15 protein-coding genes are annotated in these 18,709 nt (G+C 44.9%); 9 read left to right on the forward strand and 6 right to left on the reverse strand.

The annotated features are described in order from the left end of the window. The first annotated feature begins 55 nt into the window (after positions 1 to 55). Positions 56 to 814 (forward strand): 1-acylglycerol-3-phosphate O-acyltransferase, encoded by a 759-nt coding sequence (locus tag PQQ36_RS14735; RefSeq protein WP_101956926.1) that lies wholly within the window; start codon positions 56 to 58, stop codon positions 812 to 814. A gap of 72 nt (positions 815 to 886) precedes the next feature. On the opposite strand, the gene napH is transcribed toward PQQ36_RS14735, so the two are convergent. The 3 genes from napH to PQQ36_RS14750 form a co-directional block, all read right to left on the reverse strand. Further along, positions 887 to 1,741, reverse strand: coding sequence for a quinol dehydrogenase ferredoxin subunit NapH (gene napH / locus PQQ36_RS14740; RefSeq protein ID WP_263179695.1), 855 nt, complete (start codon positions 1,739 to 1,741; stop codon positions 887 to 889). Beyond that, positions 1,741 to 2,514: a ferredoxin-type protein NapG gene (gene napG, locus PQQ36_RS14745; RefSeq protein ID WP_060531792.1), complete on the reverse strand. Its 774-nt coding sequence runs from the start codon at positions 2,512 to 2,514 to the stop codon at positions 1,741 to 1,743. The genes napH and napG overlap by 1 nt, the downstream gene beginning before the upstream one ends. Before the next feature lie 334 nt (positions 2,515 to 2,848). Beyond that, the gene (locus tag PQQ36_RS14750; RefSeq protein WP_103194025.1) at positions 2,849 to 3,769 is read right to left on the reverse strand and encodes a precorrin-2 dehydrogenase/sirohydrochlorin ferrochelatase family protein; all 921 of its coding nucleotides are present in this window, start codon (positions 3,767 to 3,769) and stop codon (positions 2,849 to 2,851) included. Positions 3,770 to 4,227: 458 nt separating this feature from the next. Here PQQ36_RS14750 and PQQ36_RS14755 point away from each other — a divergent pair, with 458 nt between their 5' ends. The 5 genes from PQQ36_RS14755 (at position 4,228) to PQQ36_RS14775 (ending at position 9,277) form a co-directional block, all read left to right on the forward strand. Further along, on the forward strand, positions 4,228 to 5,256 hold the full coding sequence (locus PQQ36_RS14755; protein WP_011080544.1) for an amino acid ABC transporter substrate-binding protein: 1,029 nt from the start codon (positions 4,228 to 4,230) through the stop codon (positions 5,254 to 5,256). 72 nt (positions 5,257 to 5,328) lie between these two features. Then, entirely contained in the window at positions 5,329 to 6,534 is a 1,206-nt protein-coding gene (locus PQQ36_RS14760) for an amino acid ABC transporter permease (RefSeq protein WP_011150177.1), read from the forward strand. A gap of 1 nt (position 6,535) precedes the next feature. Further along, positions 6,536 to 7,633, forward strand: a complete 1,098-nt coding sequence (locus PQQ36_RS14765; protein WP_013571890.1) for an amino acid ABC transporter permease — start codon at positions 6,536 to 6,538, stop codon at positions 7,631 to 7,633. A gap of 23 nt (positions 7,634 to 7,656) precedes the next feature. After that, on the forward strand, positions 7,657 to 8,406 hold the full coding sequence (locus tag PQQ36_RS14770; RefSeq protein WP_273661757.1) for an amino acid ABC transporter ATP-binding protein: 750 nt from the start codon (positions 7,657 to 7,659) through the stop codon (positions 8,404 to 8,406). A 202-nt stretch (positions 8,407 to 8,608) separates the two neighbouring features. Then, positions 8,609 to 9,277 carry a Bax inhibitor-1/YccA family protein gene (locus tag PQQ36_RS14775; RefSeq protein WP_011150175.1) on the forward strand — a complete coding sequence of 223 codons (669 nt, stop codon included), beginning with the start codon at positions 8,609 to 8,611 and terminating at the stop codon, positions 9,275 to 9,277. 71 nt (positions 9,278 to 9,348) lie between these two features. On the opposite strand, the gene PQQ36_RS14780 is transcribed toward PQQ36_RS14775, so the two are convergent. Then, the gene (locus tag PQQ36_RS14780) at positions 9,349 to 9,723 is read right to left on the reverse strand and encodes a hypothetical protein (RefSeq protein ID WP_011080549.1); all 375 of its coding nucleotides are present in this window, start codon (positions 9,721 to 9,723) and stop codon (positions 9,349 to 9,351) included. Between the two features lie 409 nt (positions 9,724 to 10,132). Here PQQ36_RS14780 and PQQ36_RS14785 point away from each other — a divergent pair, with 409 nt between their 5' ends. Beyond that, the gene (locus tag PQQ36_RS14785) at positions 10,133 to 10,462 is read left to right on the forward strand and encodes a TusE/DsrC/DsvC family sulfur relay protein (protein ID WP_011080550.1); all 330 of its coding nucleotides are present in this window, start codon (positions 10,133 to 10,135) and stop codon (positions 10,460 to 10,462) included. Positions 10,463 to 10,490: 28 nt separating this feature from the next. Here the strand turns inward: PQQ36_RS14785 and yccX are convergent, their stop codons facing one another. After that, positions 10,491 to 10,763 carry an acylphosphatase gene (yccX, locus tag PQQ36_RS14790; RefSeq protein ID WP_011150174.1) on the reverse strand — a complete coding sequence of 91 codons (273 nt, stop codon included), beginning with the start codon at positions 10,761 to 10,763 and terminating at the stop codon, positions 10,491 to 10,493. Positions 10,764 to 10,851: 88 nt separating this feature from the next. On the opposite strand from yccX, the gene PQQ36_RS14795 reads away from it, so the two are divergent. Together PQQ36_RS14795 and PQQ36_RS14800 are read left to right on the forward strand one after the other, a co-directional pair. Then, the gene (locus PQQ36_RS14795) at positions 10,852 to 12,255 is read left to right on the forward strand and encodes a methyl-accepting chemotaxis protein (RefSeq protein ID WP_011080552.1); all 1,404 of its coding nucleotides are present in this window, start codon (positions 10,852 to 10,854) and stop codon (positions 12,253 to 12,255) included. Positions 12,256 to 12,364: 109 nt separating this feature from the next. Then, positions 12,365 to 13,558 carry a class I SAM-dependent methyltransferase gene (locus PQQ36_RS14800; RefSeq protein WP_103189103.1) on the forward strand — a complete coding sequence of 398 codons (1,194 nt, stop codon included), beginning with the start codon at positions 12,365 to 12,367 and terminating at the stop codon, positions 13,556 to 13,558. A 143-nt stretch (positions 13,559 to 13,701) separates the two neighbouring features. Here the strand turns inward: PQQ36_RS14800 and PQQ36_RS14805 are convergent, their stop codons facing one another. Next, the gene (locus PQQ36_RS14805) at positions 13,702 to 18,690 is read right to left on the reverse strand and encodes a type I secretion C-terminal target domain-containing protein (protein WP_273661758.1); all 4,989 of its coding nucleotides are present in this window, start codon (positions 18,688 to 18,690) and stop codon (positions 13,702 to 13,704) included. Positions 18,691 to 18,709 lie beyond the last annotated feature (19 nt).

Raw genomic sequence — 18,709 nt, forward strand, 5'->3', positions numbered from 1 at the left:
TTAGAGCGATTACTTTAGTAGACTGCGAGCAAATCTTCTCATATCAGGGGGCCTCTTGCTCGCATTCATTCGCATTCTACTTGCCGCGATCTTTGTGGTGGTCACAACACTCTCCGCACTGATCTACTGCCTTTTTAGTCCAAGGGATCCCAAACACGTGCATGTGTTTTGTCGCTGGTTTAATCAACTGCATAAAATCGTAGGAATGACCTTGATTCAGCGTGGCGCTGAACATGCTCGCCAAAATGGTCATGCCGTCTACGTCTCCAACCATCAAAGTGTTTTTGATTTTGTCACCTCGCCTGGGATGTTACCTCCTCGAACAGTGACGATCGGCAAAAAAAGCCTACTGTGGGTGCCGTTCTTTGGCCAGCTGTACTGGATAACCGGTAACATTTTGATCGATAGAGAGAATAAGTCGAAAGCTCGCGATACCATCGCGCAAGTGGCAGAAGCAATTCAAACGCGGGATTTGTCTGTGTGGGTCTATCCTGAAGGAACTCGTAGTAAAGGCCGCGGGTTACTCCCTTTTAAAACGGGAGCCTTTCGTATGGCGATAGAAGCTGGCGTTCCTATTATTCCAATGTGTGTCAGCACCACGCACAACAAAATTGCGCTCAATCGCTGGAAAAATGGGGTTGTCATCACTGAAATGTTGCCCCCCATAGACACAAAGGGCTACACCCTCCAGCAAGCTCGTCAGTTGGCTGATCATTGTCATCAAATCATGGAGACAAAAATACGCGAACTGGATGAAGAGGTGGCAAAACTCGAAGCTGAGCAAAGATCACCGAGAAATCAAGCCAACGCTTAATGTGAAAATAATGAGCCCATCAGTTAAGATGGGCTCATTATTAACAGCAGGATTGTTTTAGCGTTACGAACGTTACGCCTTATCTTTGTCTTTGAAGCGATGTGTAAATACCAGCACGTTCTCGGGGCAAACATCAATACAACGTCCGCAACTGATGCAGTTTTGATCCATGACTCTGCTGTCCCCTTCTTTTAGTGGCTGCCGTAATACCTCTGGCTCTGGGCAAACATTGTAGCAATCCATACACTTGGTGCACGCTTCTCGATTTTCCGCTGAGATTCTCAGAACACTTTTTCGTCCAATCACGCCATAAGTTGCACCGAGTGGGCACAGATGGCCACACCAACCATGATCGACCAGCAGAAGATCAAGCACAAATACCAACAGGATCAGCACCCAGCCAGCGCCCATTCCAAAAAGAATGCCCCGATGCAGCGTGGCGACAGGATCAATCCAAGCCCAAAGCACACTGCCTGAAGCTGCGCTGCCAATAAGCAGTGCGCCCAGGAGCCAATATCTCAGTTGAGCGTTCCAACGAAAGCTCGCCTTGATTTCCAGCTTACGCTTTAACCAAGCTGCAAGGTCTGTAACCACATTAAGTGGGCACACCCATGCACAAAATGCTCTAGGGCTGATGATGGCGTAAAACACAACGACAATCAGAACGCCGAGCAACGCATTGAATTCTGGAATATGCCCAGAAGCGACGATTTGTAAGAAAATCAGAGGGTCAGTCAGTGGAATGGTGTCAAACAACATACTCGATGAAAGGTTGCCTTTAAGTATGTTTACCGTTGGGCTGAGTAAAAACAGACCAATAATGGAGAACTGAGCCAAACGTCTTAAGATAAGGAAACGGTGAGCATGCCACCAACCTAACTTCTGTCTTGCTTCACGACCTGCATCTTTTGCTAAATTCTTCGCCATTATTTTGATCCTCCCAAGGTTTCCAACGCGCCAGTTGGCATATCACTGGTATCTGGGGCGGTGTTTTGCAATGGCTTGGTAATCTCCTCCCATCCAAGCTGGTAGTGGTCGCCTATTTTTCCTTGGGCGAGATCATGCGGAATGACTTTGATCGCAGCGACTTCGGTAATGCACGCCTGCTCACATTTACCGCAGCCAGTGCATTTATCCGAATGCACGGTCGGGATCAACTTCGCGTGATAACCGGTTCTTTCATTTCGAACGTGCTCCAGCGTAATGGCCTCGTCGATAACAGGGCAAACTCGGTAGCAGACATCACAGCGCAATCCCTGCCAGTTCAAGCAGCTTTCATGGTCAATTAAGACTGCTAACCCCATACGAGCTTCATCAATATCCGTGAGATTCGGATCAAGTGCTCCACTTGGGCAGGCGACCACGCAAGGAATGTCTTCACACATTTCACATGGGATCTCCCGTGCATGAAAATAAGGTGTGCCCGACTCCACTGGGGAGAGCAACGTCGCCAGCTTCAGGGTATCATACGGACATGCCTGCACACACAAACCACAACGAGTGCAGGCTTTTTCAAACTCCCCTTTGGGTAAGGCACCTGGCGGGCGAAGTGGAACGCCAGTACCACCACGAGCCTGGCTTTGCTTCGATTGCAGGCCGAGAACGGTGGCCGCTGCGCCAACGCCGGCAAATGTTCTAACGGAATCGCGAAGAAATCGTCTTCGACTTTCGGATGTTTTTTTGCTGTTGCTTACACTCATTGCTTCACCTATCGCCTTCATGTGTCGCACTTGTTTTCTACTAGTTGTTCGCGCACAAAATCGCTGAAGATATAAGCGTAATGTAACTGGATGGCGTTCGTTTTCTATCACCCCAAAAGGGTAATCAAACACTTGATTGAGTTAGATCAAACGTCATTATTCAACTCTGACACTAAGCTCACGATTTTTGTCCGCTAAAGATGGAAGCCGCGAGCATTAAAGCATGTGAAGGAATGTTGCAATCAATCCACTAGAGCAACACCGTAAGGCATTCCGTCATGGTGTCGTCGCCGTGGATTGAAGGAAGGAACCAGCAAGAGCAAAAGTATTGCGATCAGATAATCAGATCACCTTGTTGAAGAAAGCTGAATTCTTGGCTGTTTTTAGCAAATAACACGCAGATTTTAATCGGCTCGAGCTTCGCTTGTTGAATCTTTTCCGAGAGTTGTGCCGGAGTTTCATAACTCAATCGTTGAGCATCTCGACGCACCATTTCTAGAAAAGCAGGATGAATATGCTCTGGTGCCAGCACAAGCTCCGCTTTTTGCATATAACGAAGGGCTTTAATAGGTAACAGCTCAACATCTTCTGTGCAACCAATCCATGTGCATTGCGCAGTTCGTTGAACCTCCCCTTTGATTGCCTGTGCAAACAAGGTTTCAAGCTCTCTATGATTTTGTGACGATTTGACCTCTGGTAAGTCAAAAAACAGCTCCCAAAACATGCGACGTTCTTCGACTGTCGGGAATCGCTCTTTAACCGCTACACGTTTTGACTCGGCGAACTCCGCCAGCAAACTAAGATTTTGTGGCAAAACCGCTTCTAATGATTCTCTGAGATTACGAATCAACACAGGGGAAGCACCACCACTGGATATGGCAATTTGCACTCGCCCACGCGAGATCATTGAAGGCGTAATGAAGTCACAATACGGTTTATCATCCACGACGTTCACCAACAGATTGCGCTGTTTAGCGTCACGGTATACTTGATGGTTGAGAGACGGATTGTTGGTTGTCGCCCAGACTTGAACATAGGCCCCATCCATCAACTCAGATGAATAGAAATTTTTCACCCAGTAACAGCGGTTTTCCTCCACCCAACGGTGAAGCTCATCCACCAATGTCGGCGAGACGATCGTTACTTTCGCCCCGACATTTAACAGCGCTTCAATTTTACGACTGGCAACTTCCCCTCCTCCGACAACAAGTACGGGTTTGTTTTCTAGATCCATGAAAAGAGGAAAATATCGCATTTAAATCCCTGTCTGTTCTTTATGACTAAAGCGCTCATCGTAGCAGATTTGGTGCATAAATATCATCACAAACCGATGTAACAAATAATTTTTGTTCGAATTTTAAACACAAAGCAGTGAATAACTCCAAACAACAACCGCCATACAGCCCTTGATTCCATAATACTATTAATATAATTGACAAAAGCTCTCTTGCACTACTTCAGTAACCAATTGCACTATTTACATTCAGCTAACATTTGGTCATTCTAATTACCACAGGGTTTGTGATTCCTCTCAAAAATCTTTTTAAATTATACAGTTGAGAAATCAAAAATCCTTTCCTACGCTTATAAATAATTGATTTCCGAACAGCCGTTTTGAACGGAGGTCAATCAGTTAGGACACACACAACAACAATTGAGCACGTTGTATCAGGTGTTACCTGGTTTAACTTGGATCATACAGGAAGGATACAAATGGCAAATAAACTCACTATTCTGGCTTCATTGGTAGCGGCATCTACTGCTATGTTGTCGTCAAATGCATTCGCTGCTGAAAGCACTCTAGACAAAGTGACAAAACAAGGTTTCTTAACTTGTGGTGTCAGTACTGGCCTACCAGGTTTCTCCAACCCTAACTCAAAAGGTGAATGGGAAGGTATTGACGTTGAATACTGCCAAGCGATTGCGGCGGCAGTGTTGGGCGACAAAACGAAAGTGAAATATGTTCCCCTCACTGCTAAAGAACGCTTTACCGCTCTACAATCGGGTGAGATTGATGTTCTTTCGCGTAACACGACATGGACGCTACACCGTGATACCGCGCTTGGTTTGAACTTTGTTGGCGTGAACTACTACGACGGCCAAGGTTTTATGGTGAAAAAAGACCTCGGCATCAAGAGCGCCAAAGAGCTTGATGGCGCATCCGTTTGTGTTCAATCCGGTACCACCACTGAACTTAACTTAGCGGACTACTTCCGTAATTCAGGTATGAGCTACAAGCCTGTTGTATTTGATACGGCAGCTCAAACCTCAAAAGGTTTCGACGCTGGTCGTTGTGACGTGTTGACGACAGACCAATCTGGCCTGTATGCACTTCGTCTAAACCTGCAAGATCCAAACTCTGCGGTCGTTCTTCCTGAAATTATTTCTAAAGAGCCTCTAGGCCCTGTGGTTCGCCAAGGTGACGATCAATGGTTCAACATCGCGAAGTGGACACTAAATGCGATGATCAACGCAGAAGAGTACGGCATCACCTCTAAAAACGCAGAAGAGATGCTTAAGTCTAATGATCCAAACGTGAAACGTATCCTAGGTGTTGATGGGCCGAAAGGTAAAGGCCTAGGCATCCGTGATGATTGGGGTTACCAAGTCGTTAAGCAAGTTGGTAACTACGGAGAGAGCTTTGAACGTACTGTCGGTACAGGTTCTCCTCTGCAAATCTCTCGTGGTGTTAACGCACTATGGAATGCTGGCGGCTTCATGTACGCGCCACCGATCCGTTAACAGTTATCTGTGATGAAATGGGCGGACCAGTGCCGCCCTTTTTTCTAAAAATGGATTAGAGGTTATTGTTGTATGAAACCCGATAAAAACACGTCTTCAGGTGTTAGTGCCAAACCGTCTTCGAGCACCAACCTGCTTTATAATCCCACTTTTCGCTCGGTCGTCTTTCAGGTCATCGCCATTCTGGCGCTGGTATTTTTCTTCTACACCATCGTCAATAACGCGTTAACAAACCTAAATGCTCGAGGCATTGCCACTGGCTTTGATTTTCTTTCGCAAGAAGCCGGATTCGGCATTGGTTTAACGCTGATTGAATATGATGAAACCTTTTCTTATGGTCGAACGTTCGTTATCGGCCTCCTTAATACGGCCTTAGTGTCATTTCTTGGCATCATATTAGCAACCGTACTCGGTTTTGTTATCGGCATCGCTCGTTTGTCTTCAAACTGGTTGGTGAGTCGATTTGCGGCGATATACATTGAAATTTTCCGTAACATCCCGTTGTTACTGCAAATCTTCTTCTGGTATTTCGCAGTGTTGCAAGCGTTACCTTCGCCAAGACAAAGTATCAGTTTAGGTGAAGCAATCTTTCTTAATGTTCGAGGCTTGTTTTTCCCAAAACCGATTTTTGAAGCGGGAAGTGCGTTTATTTTTGCCGCACTATTCGCGGGCATCATTGCGACAATATTTATTGGCGTGTGGGCCAGAAATAAGCAAAAGTTAACCGGACAACAAACACCGATGGGGCGAATCGCTTTAGCCTTAATTGTCGGTTTACCTGCGCTTGTTTACTTTGTTTCTGGAATGCCAGTCTCAGCGGAGTATCCTGCACTGAAAGGCTTCAACTACCAAGGTGGCATCAGCATCATCCCTGAGTTGGCAGCACTGTTGGTGGCGCTGAGCATTTATACTGCAGCGTTTATTGCAGAAATTGTTCGTTCAGGTATTAATGCTGTAAGCCATGGTCAAACTGAGGCAGCGATGTCCCTTGGCCTACCAAGGACTCGCACCCTGAAACTGATCATCATTCCTCAAGCGTTACGAATCATCATTCCACCGCTGACCAGTCAATACCTTAATTTGACCAAAAACTCGTCTTTAGCCATGGCAATTGGCTACCCAGATTTGGTTTCTGTTTTTGCTGGTACAACGCTCAACCAAACAGGGCAAGCGATCGAAATCATTGCAATGACGATGGGGGTATACCTGACGCTAAGTTTGGTCACATCAGCACTGATGAACATTTACAACAAGAAAGTTGCGTTGGTGGAGAGATAAGATGAAAGTACATCAATTTCAACCTGATCTTCCACCGCCAGCAAACACCGTAGGTGTTATCGGTTGGATGAGGAAGAATCTATTCAACAGTCCGGTCAATTCTGTACTGACGCTGGTGTTGGCATACTTTGCTATCAGCACTTTATGGTATGTCGCCGATTGGGCTTTTTTAAGTGCTGACTGGGTCGGCTCCACACGGGATGCCTGTACTCGAGAAGGGGCTTGTTGGGTATTCATCAGCGTGCGTTGGGAGCAATTCATGTATGGCTTCTATCCGGAAGCTGAACTGTGGCGCCCTCGCCTGTTCTACATTACGCTGGCGATTTTCACTGTGCTACTCGCCTATGAGAAAACACCAAAACGAATGTGGATTTGGCTATTCTTTGTCAACATCTATCCATTTATCGTTGCTGCGCTTCTTTACGGTGGTGTGTTTGGACTAGAAGTAGTAGAAACCCATAAATGGGGCGGCTTGCTGGTCACCTTGATCATTGCATTAGTGGGTATTGTGGTTTCACTACCGATTGGCGTCGCTTTGGCACTGGGTCGTCGTTCAGATATGCCAATCATTCGTAGCTTATGTACGGTGTATATCGAAGTATGGCGTGGTGTTCCATTAATCACCGTGCTGTTTATGGCATCGGTGATGCTACCTCTGTTTCTCTCTGAAGGCTCAGAGACGGACAAGCTGATCCGCGCATTGATTGGTGTGGTGATGTTTAGTGCCGCCTACATGGCTGAGGTGGTTCGTGGTGGCTTACAGGCCATACCAAAGGGCCAGTACGAAGCGGCCGACGCACTAGGGTTAACGTATTGGAAAAAAATGGGCTTAATTATTCTGCCGCAAGCGCTGAAAATTACCATTCCGTCCATCGTAAACACCTTTATTGGTCTCTTTAAAGACACTAGTCTTGTGCTGATCATCGGTATGTTCGATGTGTTGGGCATTGGACAAGCCGCAAACACCGATCCCGAGTGGCTTGGTTTTGCTACAGAAAGTTATGTATTTGTCGCGTTAGTGTTCTGGGTATTTTGTTTTGGCATGTCGAGATACTCGATATGGCTAGAAAATAAACTACACACCGGTCACAAACGATAATTCAGAAAACTCAAGGACGTATTATGACGCAACAACAAGATTACATGATCCAACTGAAGGATATGAATAAGTGGTACGGCGAGTTTCACGTACTAAAAAACATCAATCTGAATGTTAAGAAAGGCGAAAAGATTGTTATCTGTGGCCCATCTGGTTCCGGTAAATCCACTATGATTCGCTGCATTAATCGATTGGAAGAACACCAAGCAGGGCAAATTCTAGTCTCTGGTACTGAACTAACCGAAGACCTCAAAAACATCGAAGCAGTAAGGCGAGAAGTCGGCATGTGTTTCCAACACTTTAACCTCTTCCCTCACCTAACGGTTTTGGAAAACTGCACGTTGGCACCAATTTGGGTAAAGAAAATGCCTAAAGAAGAAGCGGAAGCCATTGCAATGAAGTACCTTGAACGGGTTAAGATTCCAGAGCAAGCAGATAAGTACCCAGGCCAACTTTCCGGTGGTCAGCAGCAGCGAGTCGCCATTGCCCGCTCACTATGTATGAGCCCTAAAGTCATGCTCTTCGATGAGCCAACATCTGCACTCGACCCAGAGATGGTACGCGAGGTATTGGATGTCATGGTTGAGCTGGCAGAAGAAGGCATGACCATGTTGTGTGTTACCCGCGAAATGGGCTTTGCCAAAGAAGTAGCGGATCGCGTTATCTTCATGGATGCTGGTGAAATCATTGAAGAAAACAATCCGAAAGAGTTTTTTGAGAACCCTCAATCCGATCGTACACAAAACTTCCTTGCACAAATTCTGCATCACTAATGTGAGCACGACTGAAAAGAGGCGTCTTCAACGCCTCTTTTTTTCGTCTATAGTGGAAATAAAGTGTTACAAACTGGATAATGCATAACTCATTATTTCTACTATCATTTTGGCTAGTAACGAATAAAGTCAGGCTTGATTTTTGGAACGATCGGCCTCATATATAGTCATATAAATTAGACATACTCTCAAGAGGAAGATTATGAACAGTCCTATGTTTACCCGTACTTCAAGCATGGAAAGTACTCTTCAAACCAATAAGGTATTGAAAAACACGTACTTCCTGCTTTCTATGACACTAGTAACCAGTGCTATTGCAGCGGTTGCAACCATGGCAATCGGTATTTCTCCAATGATGGCACTTGTGATGCAAGTTGCTGCTATTGGTATTTTATTTTTCGCACTACCACGCAGCATTAACTCATCAATGGGCATTGTTTGGACATTCGTCTTTACGACACTAATGGGTGGTGCACTTGGTCCAATGCTGACTTACTACGCTTCAATCCCAAGCGGCCCTACTATTATTGCTCAAGCTCTAGGTTTAACCGGTATGGTATTCCTGGGTCTTTCGGCATATACCATCACAAGCAAAAAAGATTTCTCTTTTATGCGTAACTTCTTAATGGCAGGCCTGATTATTGTCATCGTTGCAGCTATCATCAACATCTTTGTTGGCTCAACGCTAGGTCAGCTTGTTATCAGTAGTGTATCTGCGTTGGTTTTCTCTGGTTTCATCCTATTTGATACCAGCCGTATCGTCCGCGGTGAAGAAACTAACTACGTAAGTGCAACGATTTCAATGTACCTAAACATTTTGAACTTGTTCACAAGCCTACTAAGTATTCTCGGCATTATGAACGACGACTAATTGTTTAGCGTTAAATCAATTCAAAGCCCGGAGCATTGCTTCGGGCTTTTTCTTGGTCTGCGATAGGAAATCTAGGCTTGATCGACCGCAAGAACAATCACTTCATCCGCAGGCGGGTTTTCTCTAAAGCGCCTCACTTGAATGGTCTCCTCTCCCAACATGATTTTCTTAGCAATTCGATGCATACCATCAAAGACTTTGTAATCGCTGGTTAAAATCACAGGGTACGACAAGTCAGCGTTGTTAATTCTTTGGCAGTGCTTTGCTATCTCTCGACATGTAGGCATAGGCCCTTCCATGCTAAACCAAGTCACTTCATCTGGCCCTTTTATCTCATCAATGGGGAGCTCCTCTACAGGAAGTGATTCAGCAAGTGCCCAAATGCGCTCAATAGACCAAATAGATTTCTCGTTGTCATTAATTTCAATGTAACGCTGTTTTGACATGACTGACTCCTTGTCATGATTTCCATTTATAATATCGAATGAAATTTATAACAAAAACAGAAGAATAGCGACCCACTATTACAAACACAACGAAGTAAGCAGCCTATACTGCAATAAAGTGCTCTTTATCTGAGACATCACATGTAAACGAGATCAATAAACATGAATAAATCTTACTAGGCATGCAAATTTTTCATTACCCGCCCCGACAATTTTCTAACACAGCGCATAATTATTTAGCTCCTTGAATAACGACGCATTGCGGCTATGTGGTCAACGGTTAATAAAAATCAATCCGGGATTGGATGCTTTTGCTTCGCTCGGTGTGATAATCGGATTCTTTTGTTGAGAAGCGCCTTACGTGTACGCTACCCTATACCCATCTTTATTGACTCGATGGATATAGCGCATGTTCGTTTACAACGGCAAACAAATTGAAACCGATGCTCAAGGCTACCTACTAGACCACACTCAGTGGGAAGAAGGGATGATTGAGATACTTGCCGAGCAAGAAGGCATTGAGCTCACAGATGCTCATCTAGAAGTGATCCACTTTGTGCGTGACTTTTATGAAGAATTCAATACCTCACCAGCGGTGAGAATGCTGGTGAAAGCCATGGAAAAATCGCACGGTCCTGAAAAAGGCAACAGCAAGTATCTTTTTAAGCTTTTCAAAGAAGGACCAGCAAAACAAGCGACCAAACTTGCAGGCTTACCCAAACCGGCAAAGTGCCTCTAACTCCCTATTTTTATCCTGTAGCGCTCAGCTACAGGATTTCAAACCCTTGATATTCACGACAGGTAATTTCTTCTCTTTTAAGCTCATCGACGCGAGCCGTTTTGGGTCCCTGTTCTAACCATTTGGCAAACTCTTCTATCTTCGGTGGTTCACCACAGGCTATCACTTCGACATCTCCGTTATATAAATTCTTTGCATAACCGACTAAATTTAGCTTTAGACCCTGATGTGAGGTGTGGTATCGAAATCCAACCCCTTGAACTATGCCAGAGACCACAAATTTTTCGCATCTTATTGCCATCCGTATACCTCTCCGTTTTTTTGAGTGATATATTTATTAAGTCTATTCACCCCACAAAGGACCGTGGGTTACTAAGAGCATAATAATTATGAAAGAAATACCATTTCGTTGGATTGATAAATATCTCATCCATTTAAAAATTCAAGAAAAGTTCTATCTGCTTTTCCTACTTCCTCTGATTGCATTACTTATCCTTACGCTCGTTCTTGATAACGCGGCAGACGCCATGCTCAATCATCTCTATCAAGATGAGTTGATATTGATGAAAAACTTTATCGAAGCCGGCAACTTATCACGCTCTCAAGTGATGGATATTTTAGCTTCATCCAACACCATTGCGTTGGGCTCTGGCGCAGGTTCGGTTTCTGTTCTCAATGGCTCATTTAACTTAGTGGCCACCCACGAGCAAGACCTGTGGACTGCCCTTTCCAGCGTCCACTGGACCATTATTTCTGTCTCTCTCTTCATTGTTGCACTCGCGGTTTACTACATTATGACGTTCATTGGTGGCGCGATGTTCACAATGAACAAAGCATTGAGTACGCTTGCCAATGGTGATCTCACAGCGAGAATGAACTTTTTCCAAGTCAGGGATGAATTCAGTACCATCGCTATCACTATAGACAAGGTTGCGGAGCGAGAGCAAAAGATGGTGCTGTCGATCCAAGAGTCTGTCGCTTTAATGCAACAAATAAGCTCAGATCTTAATCAGTCTATTTGCAGCAGTTCTGATATTTCAAACTCACAACAAGAACATTTGAACTCATTGGCGAGTGCCACTGAACAGATGGCCTCGACGATTCGCGAAGTGGCCAACCTTGCCCACGATTCGAGCACACAAACGGAAGATGCTCGCAGTGTTGCGCAATCTGGCCAGGTGAAAGTGGCAAATACCTTGAATTCGATTTCTCAACTCTCCTCTGAAATCCAATCCGCTTCTCAGGCGGTAGAAGAGTTGGATGCCAACGCAGCGCAAATCGATGAAGTTGTCACCACCATCAATGGTATCTCAGAGCAAACCAACCTACTTGCATTAAACGCAGCAATTGAAGCAGCCCGTGCAGGCGAACAAGGTCGTGGTTTCGCTGTGGTTGCCGATGAAGTTCGTGCTCTAGCCGGACGAACTCAGCAAGCAACGGTTGAGATCCAAGCGATGATTGAAGCATTACAACGTAACAGTCAGTCACTCACCAAACTAATGGAAGTGACGGTAAATAATGCTAACCAAGGTCAAACCTTGATGTCGGAAGTCAATCATGAGATTGCTTCTCTAGCAGATAAAAACCAAACCATTTCAGACAGCAGCACTCAGATTGCGACCGCCGCTGAAGAGCAAGGTGTGGTTGCCGATAATATCGCAGCAAGCGTGGAGGAAATTCGGATGCAGTCCAATAACGTATGCGAAATGATCAACATGACCTCGCGCAATGTCGAGCAACTAAGAAATCAGAGTGATGCAATGGAAAGCTTACTCACCGGGTTGAAAGCATAAACCGCGATAAAACTGAGCAAAGGCCGCCAATGCGGCCTTTTTGCTATTTGCTTTTCTACTCTGATTCCTTGAAAATACCCCACTTTCATTTTTGCTTAAGAGAATTTCAATGTCTGCTGCCATCTATTTAGTCAAAGGTCGTGAGAAGTCTGTTGTTAGACGCCACCCTTGGATCTTTTCTCGTGGGATCGATAGAGTCGAAGGTAATCCACAACTAGGAGAAACCGTTGATGTTTATGGTCACGATGGCAAATGGTTAGCCAAAGCAGCCTATTCTCCTGAATCTCAAATTCGTGCTCGCGTATGGAGCTTTGAAAAGCAAGATGTTAACAGAGCGTTTTTTGTAAAACGTATCCAAGACGCTCAACTTCTTCGCGAAGATGTGATTGAGCGAGATGGTTTGACAGGCTATCGCCTAATTGCAGCAGAATCTGATGGCATGCCTGGTGTGACCATCGACCGTTACCAAAATTTCTTCGTCTGCCAACTTCTCAGTGCTGGCGCCGAACATCAAAAGCAAAATATTGTTGACGCATTAATTGAAGTTTTCCCTGACTGCAATGTGTACGAGCGCTCAGATGTTTCCGTACGTAAGAAAGAAGGTCTCCAAGAAACAATCGGCGTTTTACATGGTGAAATGCCACCAAAATCTGTTGTTATCGAAGAAAATGGCGTCAAAATTAGCGTTGATATTGTCGGTGGACACAAAACCGGTTTCTACTTAGATCAGCGTGACAGTCGCCAACAAGCGATGAAATACGTCAAAGACAAAGAGGTTCTCAACTGCTTCTCATACACTGGTGGTTTTGGCCTCTATGCCCTAAAAGGTGGCGCAAAGCGCGTGATTAACGCTGATGTCTCTCAACCAGCACTCGATACGGCAAAGTTTAATGCTGAGCTCAATGAATTCGATATTTCTAAGAAACGCGCTGTTTTCCTAAACGCAGATGTCTTTAAACTTTTGCGTGAATATCGAGATCAAGGCACCAAATTTGACGTGGTGATCATGGATCCACCAAAGTTTGCTGAAAGCAAAGCGCAGCTCAATGGCGCATGTCGTGGCTATAAAGACATCAACATGTTGGCCATGCAAATTCTCAAGCCAGGCGGCACTTTGCTGACTTACTCATGCTCAGGCTTGATGGACCAAGTGCTATTCCAAAAAATCATCGCCGATGCGGCGGTAGATGCAGGCCGCAGTGTTAAATTTGTCGAGCGTTTTGAGCAAGCTGCCGATCACCCAACCGACACCGCTTACCCAGAAGGTTTCTACCTCAAAGGCTTTGCGTGTAAGGTGTTGTAAATTCTGAATCGCACTTTAAAAAAGAGCCTCGACAAAAATCGAGGCTCTTTTTTATTGCAGCTTGCTTATATGACCGGTTGCTTAGACCAAATTGCAGACAGCACAAAAAACCGGAGCCCATACAAGCTCCGGTTTTCGTTATTTTAGTCCTTTAAATGGTTTAGGTTATCCATCAAGCTGCTGGTGATATCCGCTGCCGACGCACCATCAAAGTCAATCGTTAAGGTTTGCCCTCCCTTGACGATAGTGAGGTGTGATGCACTCGCATCATCGGAAACGCGAATAGACACGTCTCCTACCGCCCCTTGATTGTCACCACTACCGAGATCGGCCAGCAAGGTATCGATATCCGCTTTAGACATATCGTCAAAGAGATCCGCTAGGTCCAGCTTGTCGCCTTGCGACGCGTTGAAGTCCGTAACGAGATCTCTCGCCGTTTCCATATCAACCCACTTAAAGATATCAGCACCATCGCCACCGGTTAGGATATCATTACCAAGACCACCGATAAGAAGGTCACTTCCTGCACCGCCAAACAAGAGATCATCACCAAGGCCACCATCAAGGACATCGTTTCCAGCATGTCCTAGGATAATGTCGTTGTTGTCTGTACCTCGGATTTGGTCATCTCCAGTAGAAGCGTTGAACGATGACGTTGCTGCAGCATTAGACTCGCCATTTGGACTCACATTGAGTGTTACTAGCTGTTCTGATTCAACACTACTCACATCCTTGACTGTCATTAGCACTTCAAAGGCCACTGATTGACCAGTGTTAATCTTCGGAGCACTTGAATCAGGCTGGAAGTAGTAAGAACCATCTTGTCCAATACGGAAGTCACCATACAGAGTGGAAACAAGTAACTCATTGCTAACGCTATCCACACTGAATGACAAGCTATCAGGCATATTGATTACAGAAGAGTCAGTGTCAATCATCTGAATGACTTGCGCTTTCGTCGCATCAATAACCACTTCTGTTGCATCATCACCCGAAACCGACATCAACAATGAACCAGCGGTACCAATAGTAGGACGAAGTTTCGGCAAATCGGTAACTAACTTCTCGTCTGGTATGTAAACTATATTATCTGCACTTCCAGATACTTGAATCAAACCAGATGATGGAACATTGGCTTCACTACCCACGCCAACAGCTGTTACATCTTTCCCTTTGATGAACGCAGCCCAATCACTTCCTATTGTTCCTTGGTTTTGAGCCCCGTCACTCAAGAAATAGATCACATCGTTTGTATCACCAGTAATACCTTTAACTGTAGCATCTTGATAGCCCGCCATAACGGCGTCAACGCCTTGGTCGTAATTTGTCCAACCTTCCGCATCGAAAATACCGTTGTAGTTATCATTGTCAACATTAGCCAAAGCACTATTCAACACAGAAATAGCTTGAGTGACCGTCATCCATACACTTGATGAGCCATTCGTTGCGTGAGTCGCATCAGTATCAAAGTCAATCATTTGTACTAATACGCTTTCGCTACCCTGTTGAGACTTAACGTTTTTAAGCAGCTCAATAGACGCTTCCAATACATACTCAATCCTTGATTCTGTTAGACCAGTCGGCTTAGAAGCCATTGAGCCCGACGAATCAATCACAAGCGAAATAAGCGTTGTTGGAACCTCACCACCTTGATCAGCAAGCACATCATTGCTTGCAGCCGCATTGACTTCCGTACTTGCACCCGCATCTGATTGCGGTAGCGAATTCTCTTTAGCCACAACATGAACATCGACGTCTAGCGCTTCTGATGAAGGAGTACGAACCACCAAATTATCGTAGTTGATGCTTTGCGTAGAATTACCTTCTATATCAATGACCCAAACTTGCTCACCATTTATATTTTGGAAGCCACCTAAAGTTTCGCCTGTGTCTTTATCGATAATCATCGTTCCATCAGGAAGTCCTTTAATTTGGACTTCATCAAGATACTCACTGCCGTCACGATCGGCGACTGATGCAGATAGGTTCAGCGCTGTCTCTGTGATCTGTTCTACGTGATAGGTACCATCTGGATTTAAAGTCACTATCGCATCCGAGAACACTAGTCGTTCGATTTCATAAAGATGATCACCCGTAAGCTCCCAAGACGTTCCTGTTCGAGCAGACGCGTCTTTACCTGTCGCGTCAAATACGGCCCATTGATCAACTTTCCCACCAAAATCGCCATTGTTAACCAATGTGTAGTTAGATAACGGACCTGAGTAGATAACGGTGTCAACACCATCACGATCAGTTGTGGACCAAGAGTCGTCACCGTCAATCTTGTCATCACCGGCCCCGCCAACAAAGACATCATTACCATACTTTCCGTACATAGTGTCAGCTTGAGCGCTACCGAATAGAACTTCTGAGTCATTCGTGCCGGTAGCATTTCGGTTTACTTCAACAACTACCCCTGTAACACCCAATGCAGCTTTATCAGCTTCAGACAATACTTGACCATTAACCAGTTTAGTATGAAGGGTAGAGTCCATCGTTACGTTAGTTGTAACGCTATCCCCGAACACTACCGTTACATTAGGCGCATCAGCCACCGCTTTGACTTCCAACATCACTGTTGCAGTATCCGTTTTATGACCATCAGAAACCGTCACTGTAAATGGCACATCATCAAAGTGTTTGTTTTCAGCTGGTTTAAACACTGCACTTGTCACTACACCATTTGCATCATGTGTTAGCACTAAGCTTCCGTAGCTTGGGTCGACACTGACATTACTAATATAAACTGCGTCACCATCAGGGTCGGTCGGATTCAATGCACCCAAATTGAGCGAAATCTCAGTATCTTCCGTGCCTACCTCACTAAATCGAGTGTCTGCAAGATGTGGTGCATTGTTGGTCGATGTTTCTGTAGAGTCAGTAACGAAATCAATCGTTCCTTTATCGGTACCCTTATCGCTATCAGTCGCTTCATAAACAACCTCTTCAGACACAGCAGCATCAACAACTTCAACTGACTGCAATGTGACATTGGAGTTGCCGTTGTCGTTTGGATTATCTGTGCCATGAGTGGTGTAGACTCGAATTTCATCAAATCCACCATCGACTTTGATGTTGGCTGTAAAGACACCCGAACCGTCATAAATAGGCTGTTGATCATCATCGTAGATAAACTCTTGAACCACTTGCCCATCTTTAAAGACAAGCACATGGATTTGAGCATCCGCCGAACTTGTGTCGTTGTAATTCCCCCAAACGCTACCAAAAGTAACATTGGCTTCTTTTACCAAGACATCCGTCTTTCCTTGTGAAATTTGAGAGAAATCTACACTGATGTAATCTTTCGTGCTGACATCAAGTTCAGAGCTACCAACACCAAGGCCTTTTTCATTATCCGCATTATCGAAAAATAGTTCATCCGGGGTTAATGAACTGTCTGTATCTGGTCTTGAACCCGTATAGTGTCCGCCAGAGATAATGACGCCGCTATCAAGAACAAAGCTCGTTACGGTATCGTCTGCATATACCCCTTTGAAATCAGTTTGAGCATCAAAGCTCAGCTTGTCATTGACATCATCATGTAAATCGTACTCAAGCTTATCCGTCACTTTTACAACTGTGTCTTTCGTGACTTCTGTACGGCTGCCATCGCTATTGACAACGTAAACGGTTCCCAAAACAGGAAGAGAATCGAAACTGATCGTTGTTTCTTTTGCGTCCGTTGAGTTGGCATCATCTTCACGATCCGTAACAACATCAATTTGCTGGCCATCTGCTATGCTTTCAGTTTCAAAGTCAAAACCGATAACAGAAGAATCAGGAGATAATGTAACAACGAAGTCATTACCCTGAGGCCCCTCATTGACGGCTAGCTGGTCACTATCTTTAAACTCCAAATGACTTGGCTGATTGCCATAGGTAATTTCAGCTGAGATTGATAGCTCGTCACCTACGACTGAACCAGAGTCAATAGAACCAGAGATCGTCCCTGCAGCAATATGTTCAGGTTCTAGCGCAAAGCTTTGTGTTACACCCTCAATAACTATCGTGAGCATTGCACCAACAACAGCGCCAACAGGCAACGTTATCGTATAGCCCACCGTAGAGCGATCACTGTTGATCACATCATCCTGATCTCTTTCCAAAATCACTTTAGGTGCAAACAACTCTGAAGTCGTTTTCGTACCATCGGTAAACTTAAAGTGTTCAAACTCAATGAAAGTGTTCACATCACCATTAGCCTCAGTGATTGTCACAGAGCCATCTGCATTAAGTGCAACCGAAGCGCTCATAGATGCGAAATTCAACTCAGCTGTATCATTGCCAGCACCACCATCAACCACTAACTTGTTGTTGGCATCATCTTGGTTTGATTTGAATAGATCATCACCGCTACCAAGTAATACAAAGTCGTCCGTTGATTCTGCTGAGACAGTCGAGTATTCACCGTGGAAATAATGCACACTATCAGATGCTTCACTTACGTTGCCAAAAGAATCCTTCTCTTTAGCATACAAGAACTCGTTGTCGTTCACTGGAATAGCTGATTCGCTTGAAATATCCAGTGTCCATGCCAAGTCTTGTTGAACAGTTGCTGTTCCAATAGTGACATATACACCGTTAGCATCTTTAGCAAATACTTCAACCTCATTACCCGGTTCACTACCGGTGCCATGAAGAGTAACGACAGAATAGTCAGACCCAGATGAATCATCAGTGACTTTTGTGATAGTTGGCGCGTCTGGTGCATCTATATCAAAGAAATACGGTTCAGTTGTAGTCGCAACAAACGTGTTTCCTGCAACATCAGATACAGTCACCTTAGCTGTAAGAATTGCTCCACCATCTACTTCGCCATCCGGGATCAAGTTAGAGCCTTTGGTGACAAACTCAAATTTATACCCAATCTGGTTACCATGAGCATCCAAATGAGGCTCGTTAGATACGAAACCTGAACCAATAAGCTCTCCATTTACGTAAAAGTCGATTTTATCATTAGGCTGAGCATCCTTATTAACATAACCAACAACGGTCACATCGGCATTAGACTCATCAGCACTTATCTTGTGGTCACCGGCTATGTTTAAGATGTCGATTTCGGCAGCGATGATAGTATCCACGCCTTGCGTATCTTCTGCGACACCCGATGCGTTGCCCGCAACGTCGGTCACTTGCGCCGTCACTTTCACG

Source organism: Vibrio sp. CCUG 15886, from assembly GCF_028570825.1.
In the GTDB taxonomy this organism is placed as follows: domain Bacteria; phylum Pseudomonadota; class Gammaproteobacteria; order Enterobacterales; family Vibrionaceae; genus Vibrio; species Vibrio vulnificus_B.

Excerpts from the sequence above, each read along its gene's own strand:
- napH (WP_263179695.1), bottom strand. The coding sequence starts at position 1,741 with ATGGCGAAGAATTTAGCAAAAGATGCAGGTCGTGAAGCAAGACAGAAG.
- napG (WP_060531792.1), bottom strand. The coding sequence starts at position 2,514 with ATGAGTGTAAGCAACAGCAAAAAAACATCCGAAAGTCGAAGACGATTT.
- PQQ36_RS14750 (WP_103194025.1), bottom strand. The coding sequence starts at position 3,769 with ATGCGATATTTTCCTCTTTTCATGGATCTAGAAAACAAACCCGTACTT.
- PQQ36_RS14755 (WP_011080544.1), top strand. The coding sequence starts at position 4,228 with ATGGCAAATAAACTCACTATTCTGGCTTCATTGGTAGCGGCATCTACT.
- PQQ36_RS14760 (WP_011150177.1), top strand. The coding sequence starts at position 5,329 with ATGAAACCCGATAAAAACACGTCTTCAGGTGTTAGTGCCAAACCGTCT.
- PQQ36_RS14765 (WP_013571890.1), top strand. The coding sequence starts at position 6,536 with ATGAAAGTACATCAATTTCAACCTGATCTTCCACCGCCAGCAAACACC.
- PQQ36_RS14770 (WP_273661757.1), top strand. The coding sequence starts at position 7,657 with ATGACGCAACAACAAGATTACATGATCCAACTGAAGGATATGAATAAG.
- PQQ36_RS14775 (WP_011150175.1), top strand. The coding sequence starts at position 8,609 with ATGAACAGTCCTATGTTTACCCGTACTTCAAGCATGGAAAGTACTCTT.
- PQQ36_RS14780 (WP_011080549.1), bottom strand. The coding sequence starts at position 9,723 with ATGTCAAAACAGCGTTACATTGAAATTAATGACAACGAGAAATCTATT.
- PQQ36_RS14785 (WP_011080550.1), top strand. The coding sequence starts at position 10,133 with ATGTTCGTTTACAACGGCAAACAAATTGAAACCGATGCTCAAGGCTAC.
- yccX (WP_011150174.1), bottom strand. The coding sequence starts at position 10,763 with ATGGCAATAAGATGCGAAAAATTTGTGGTCTCTGGCATAGTTCAAGGG.
- PQQ36_RS14795 (WP_011080552.1), top strand. The coding sequence starts at position 10,852 with ATGAAAGAAATACCATTTCGTTGGATTGATAAATATCTCATCCATTTA.
- PQQ36_RS14800 (WP_103189103.1), top strand. The coding sequence starts at position 12,365 with ATGTCTGCTGCCATCTATTTAGTCAAAGGTCGTGAGAAGTCTGTTGTT.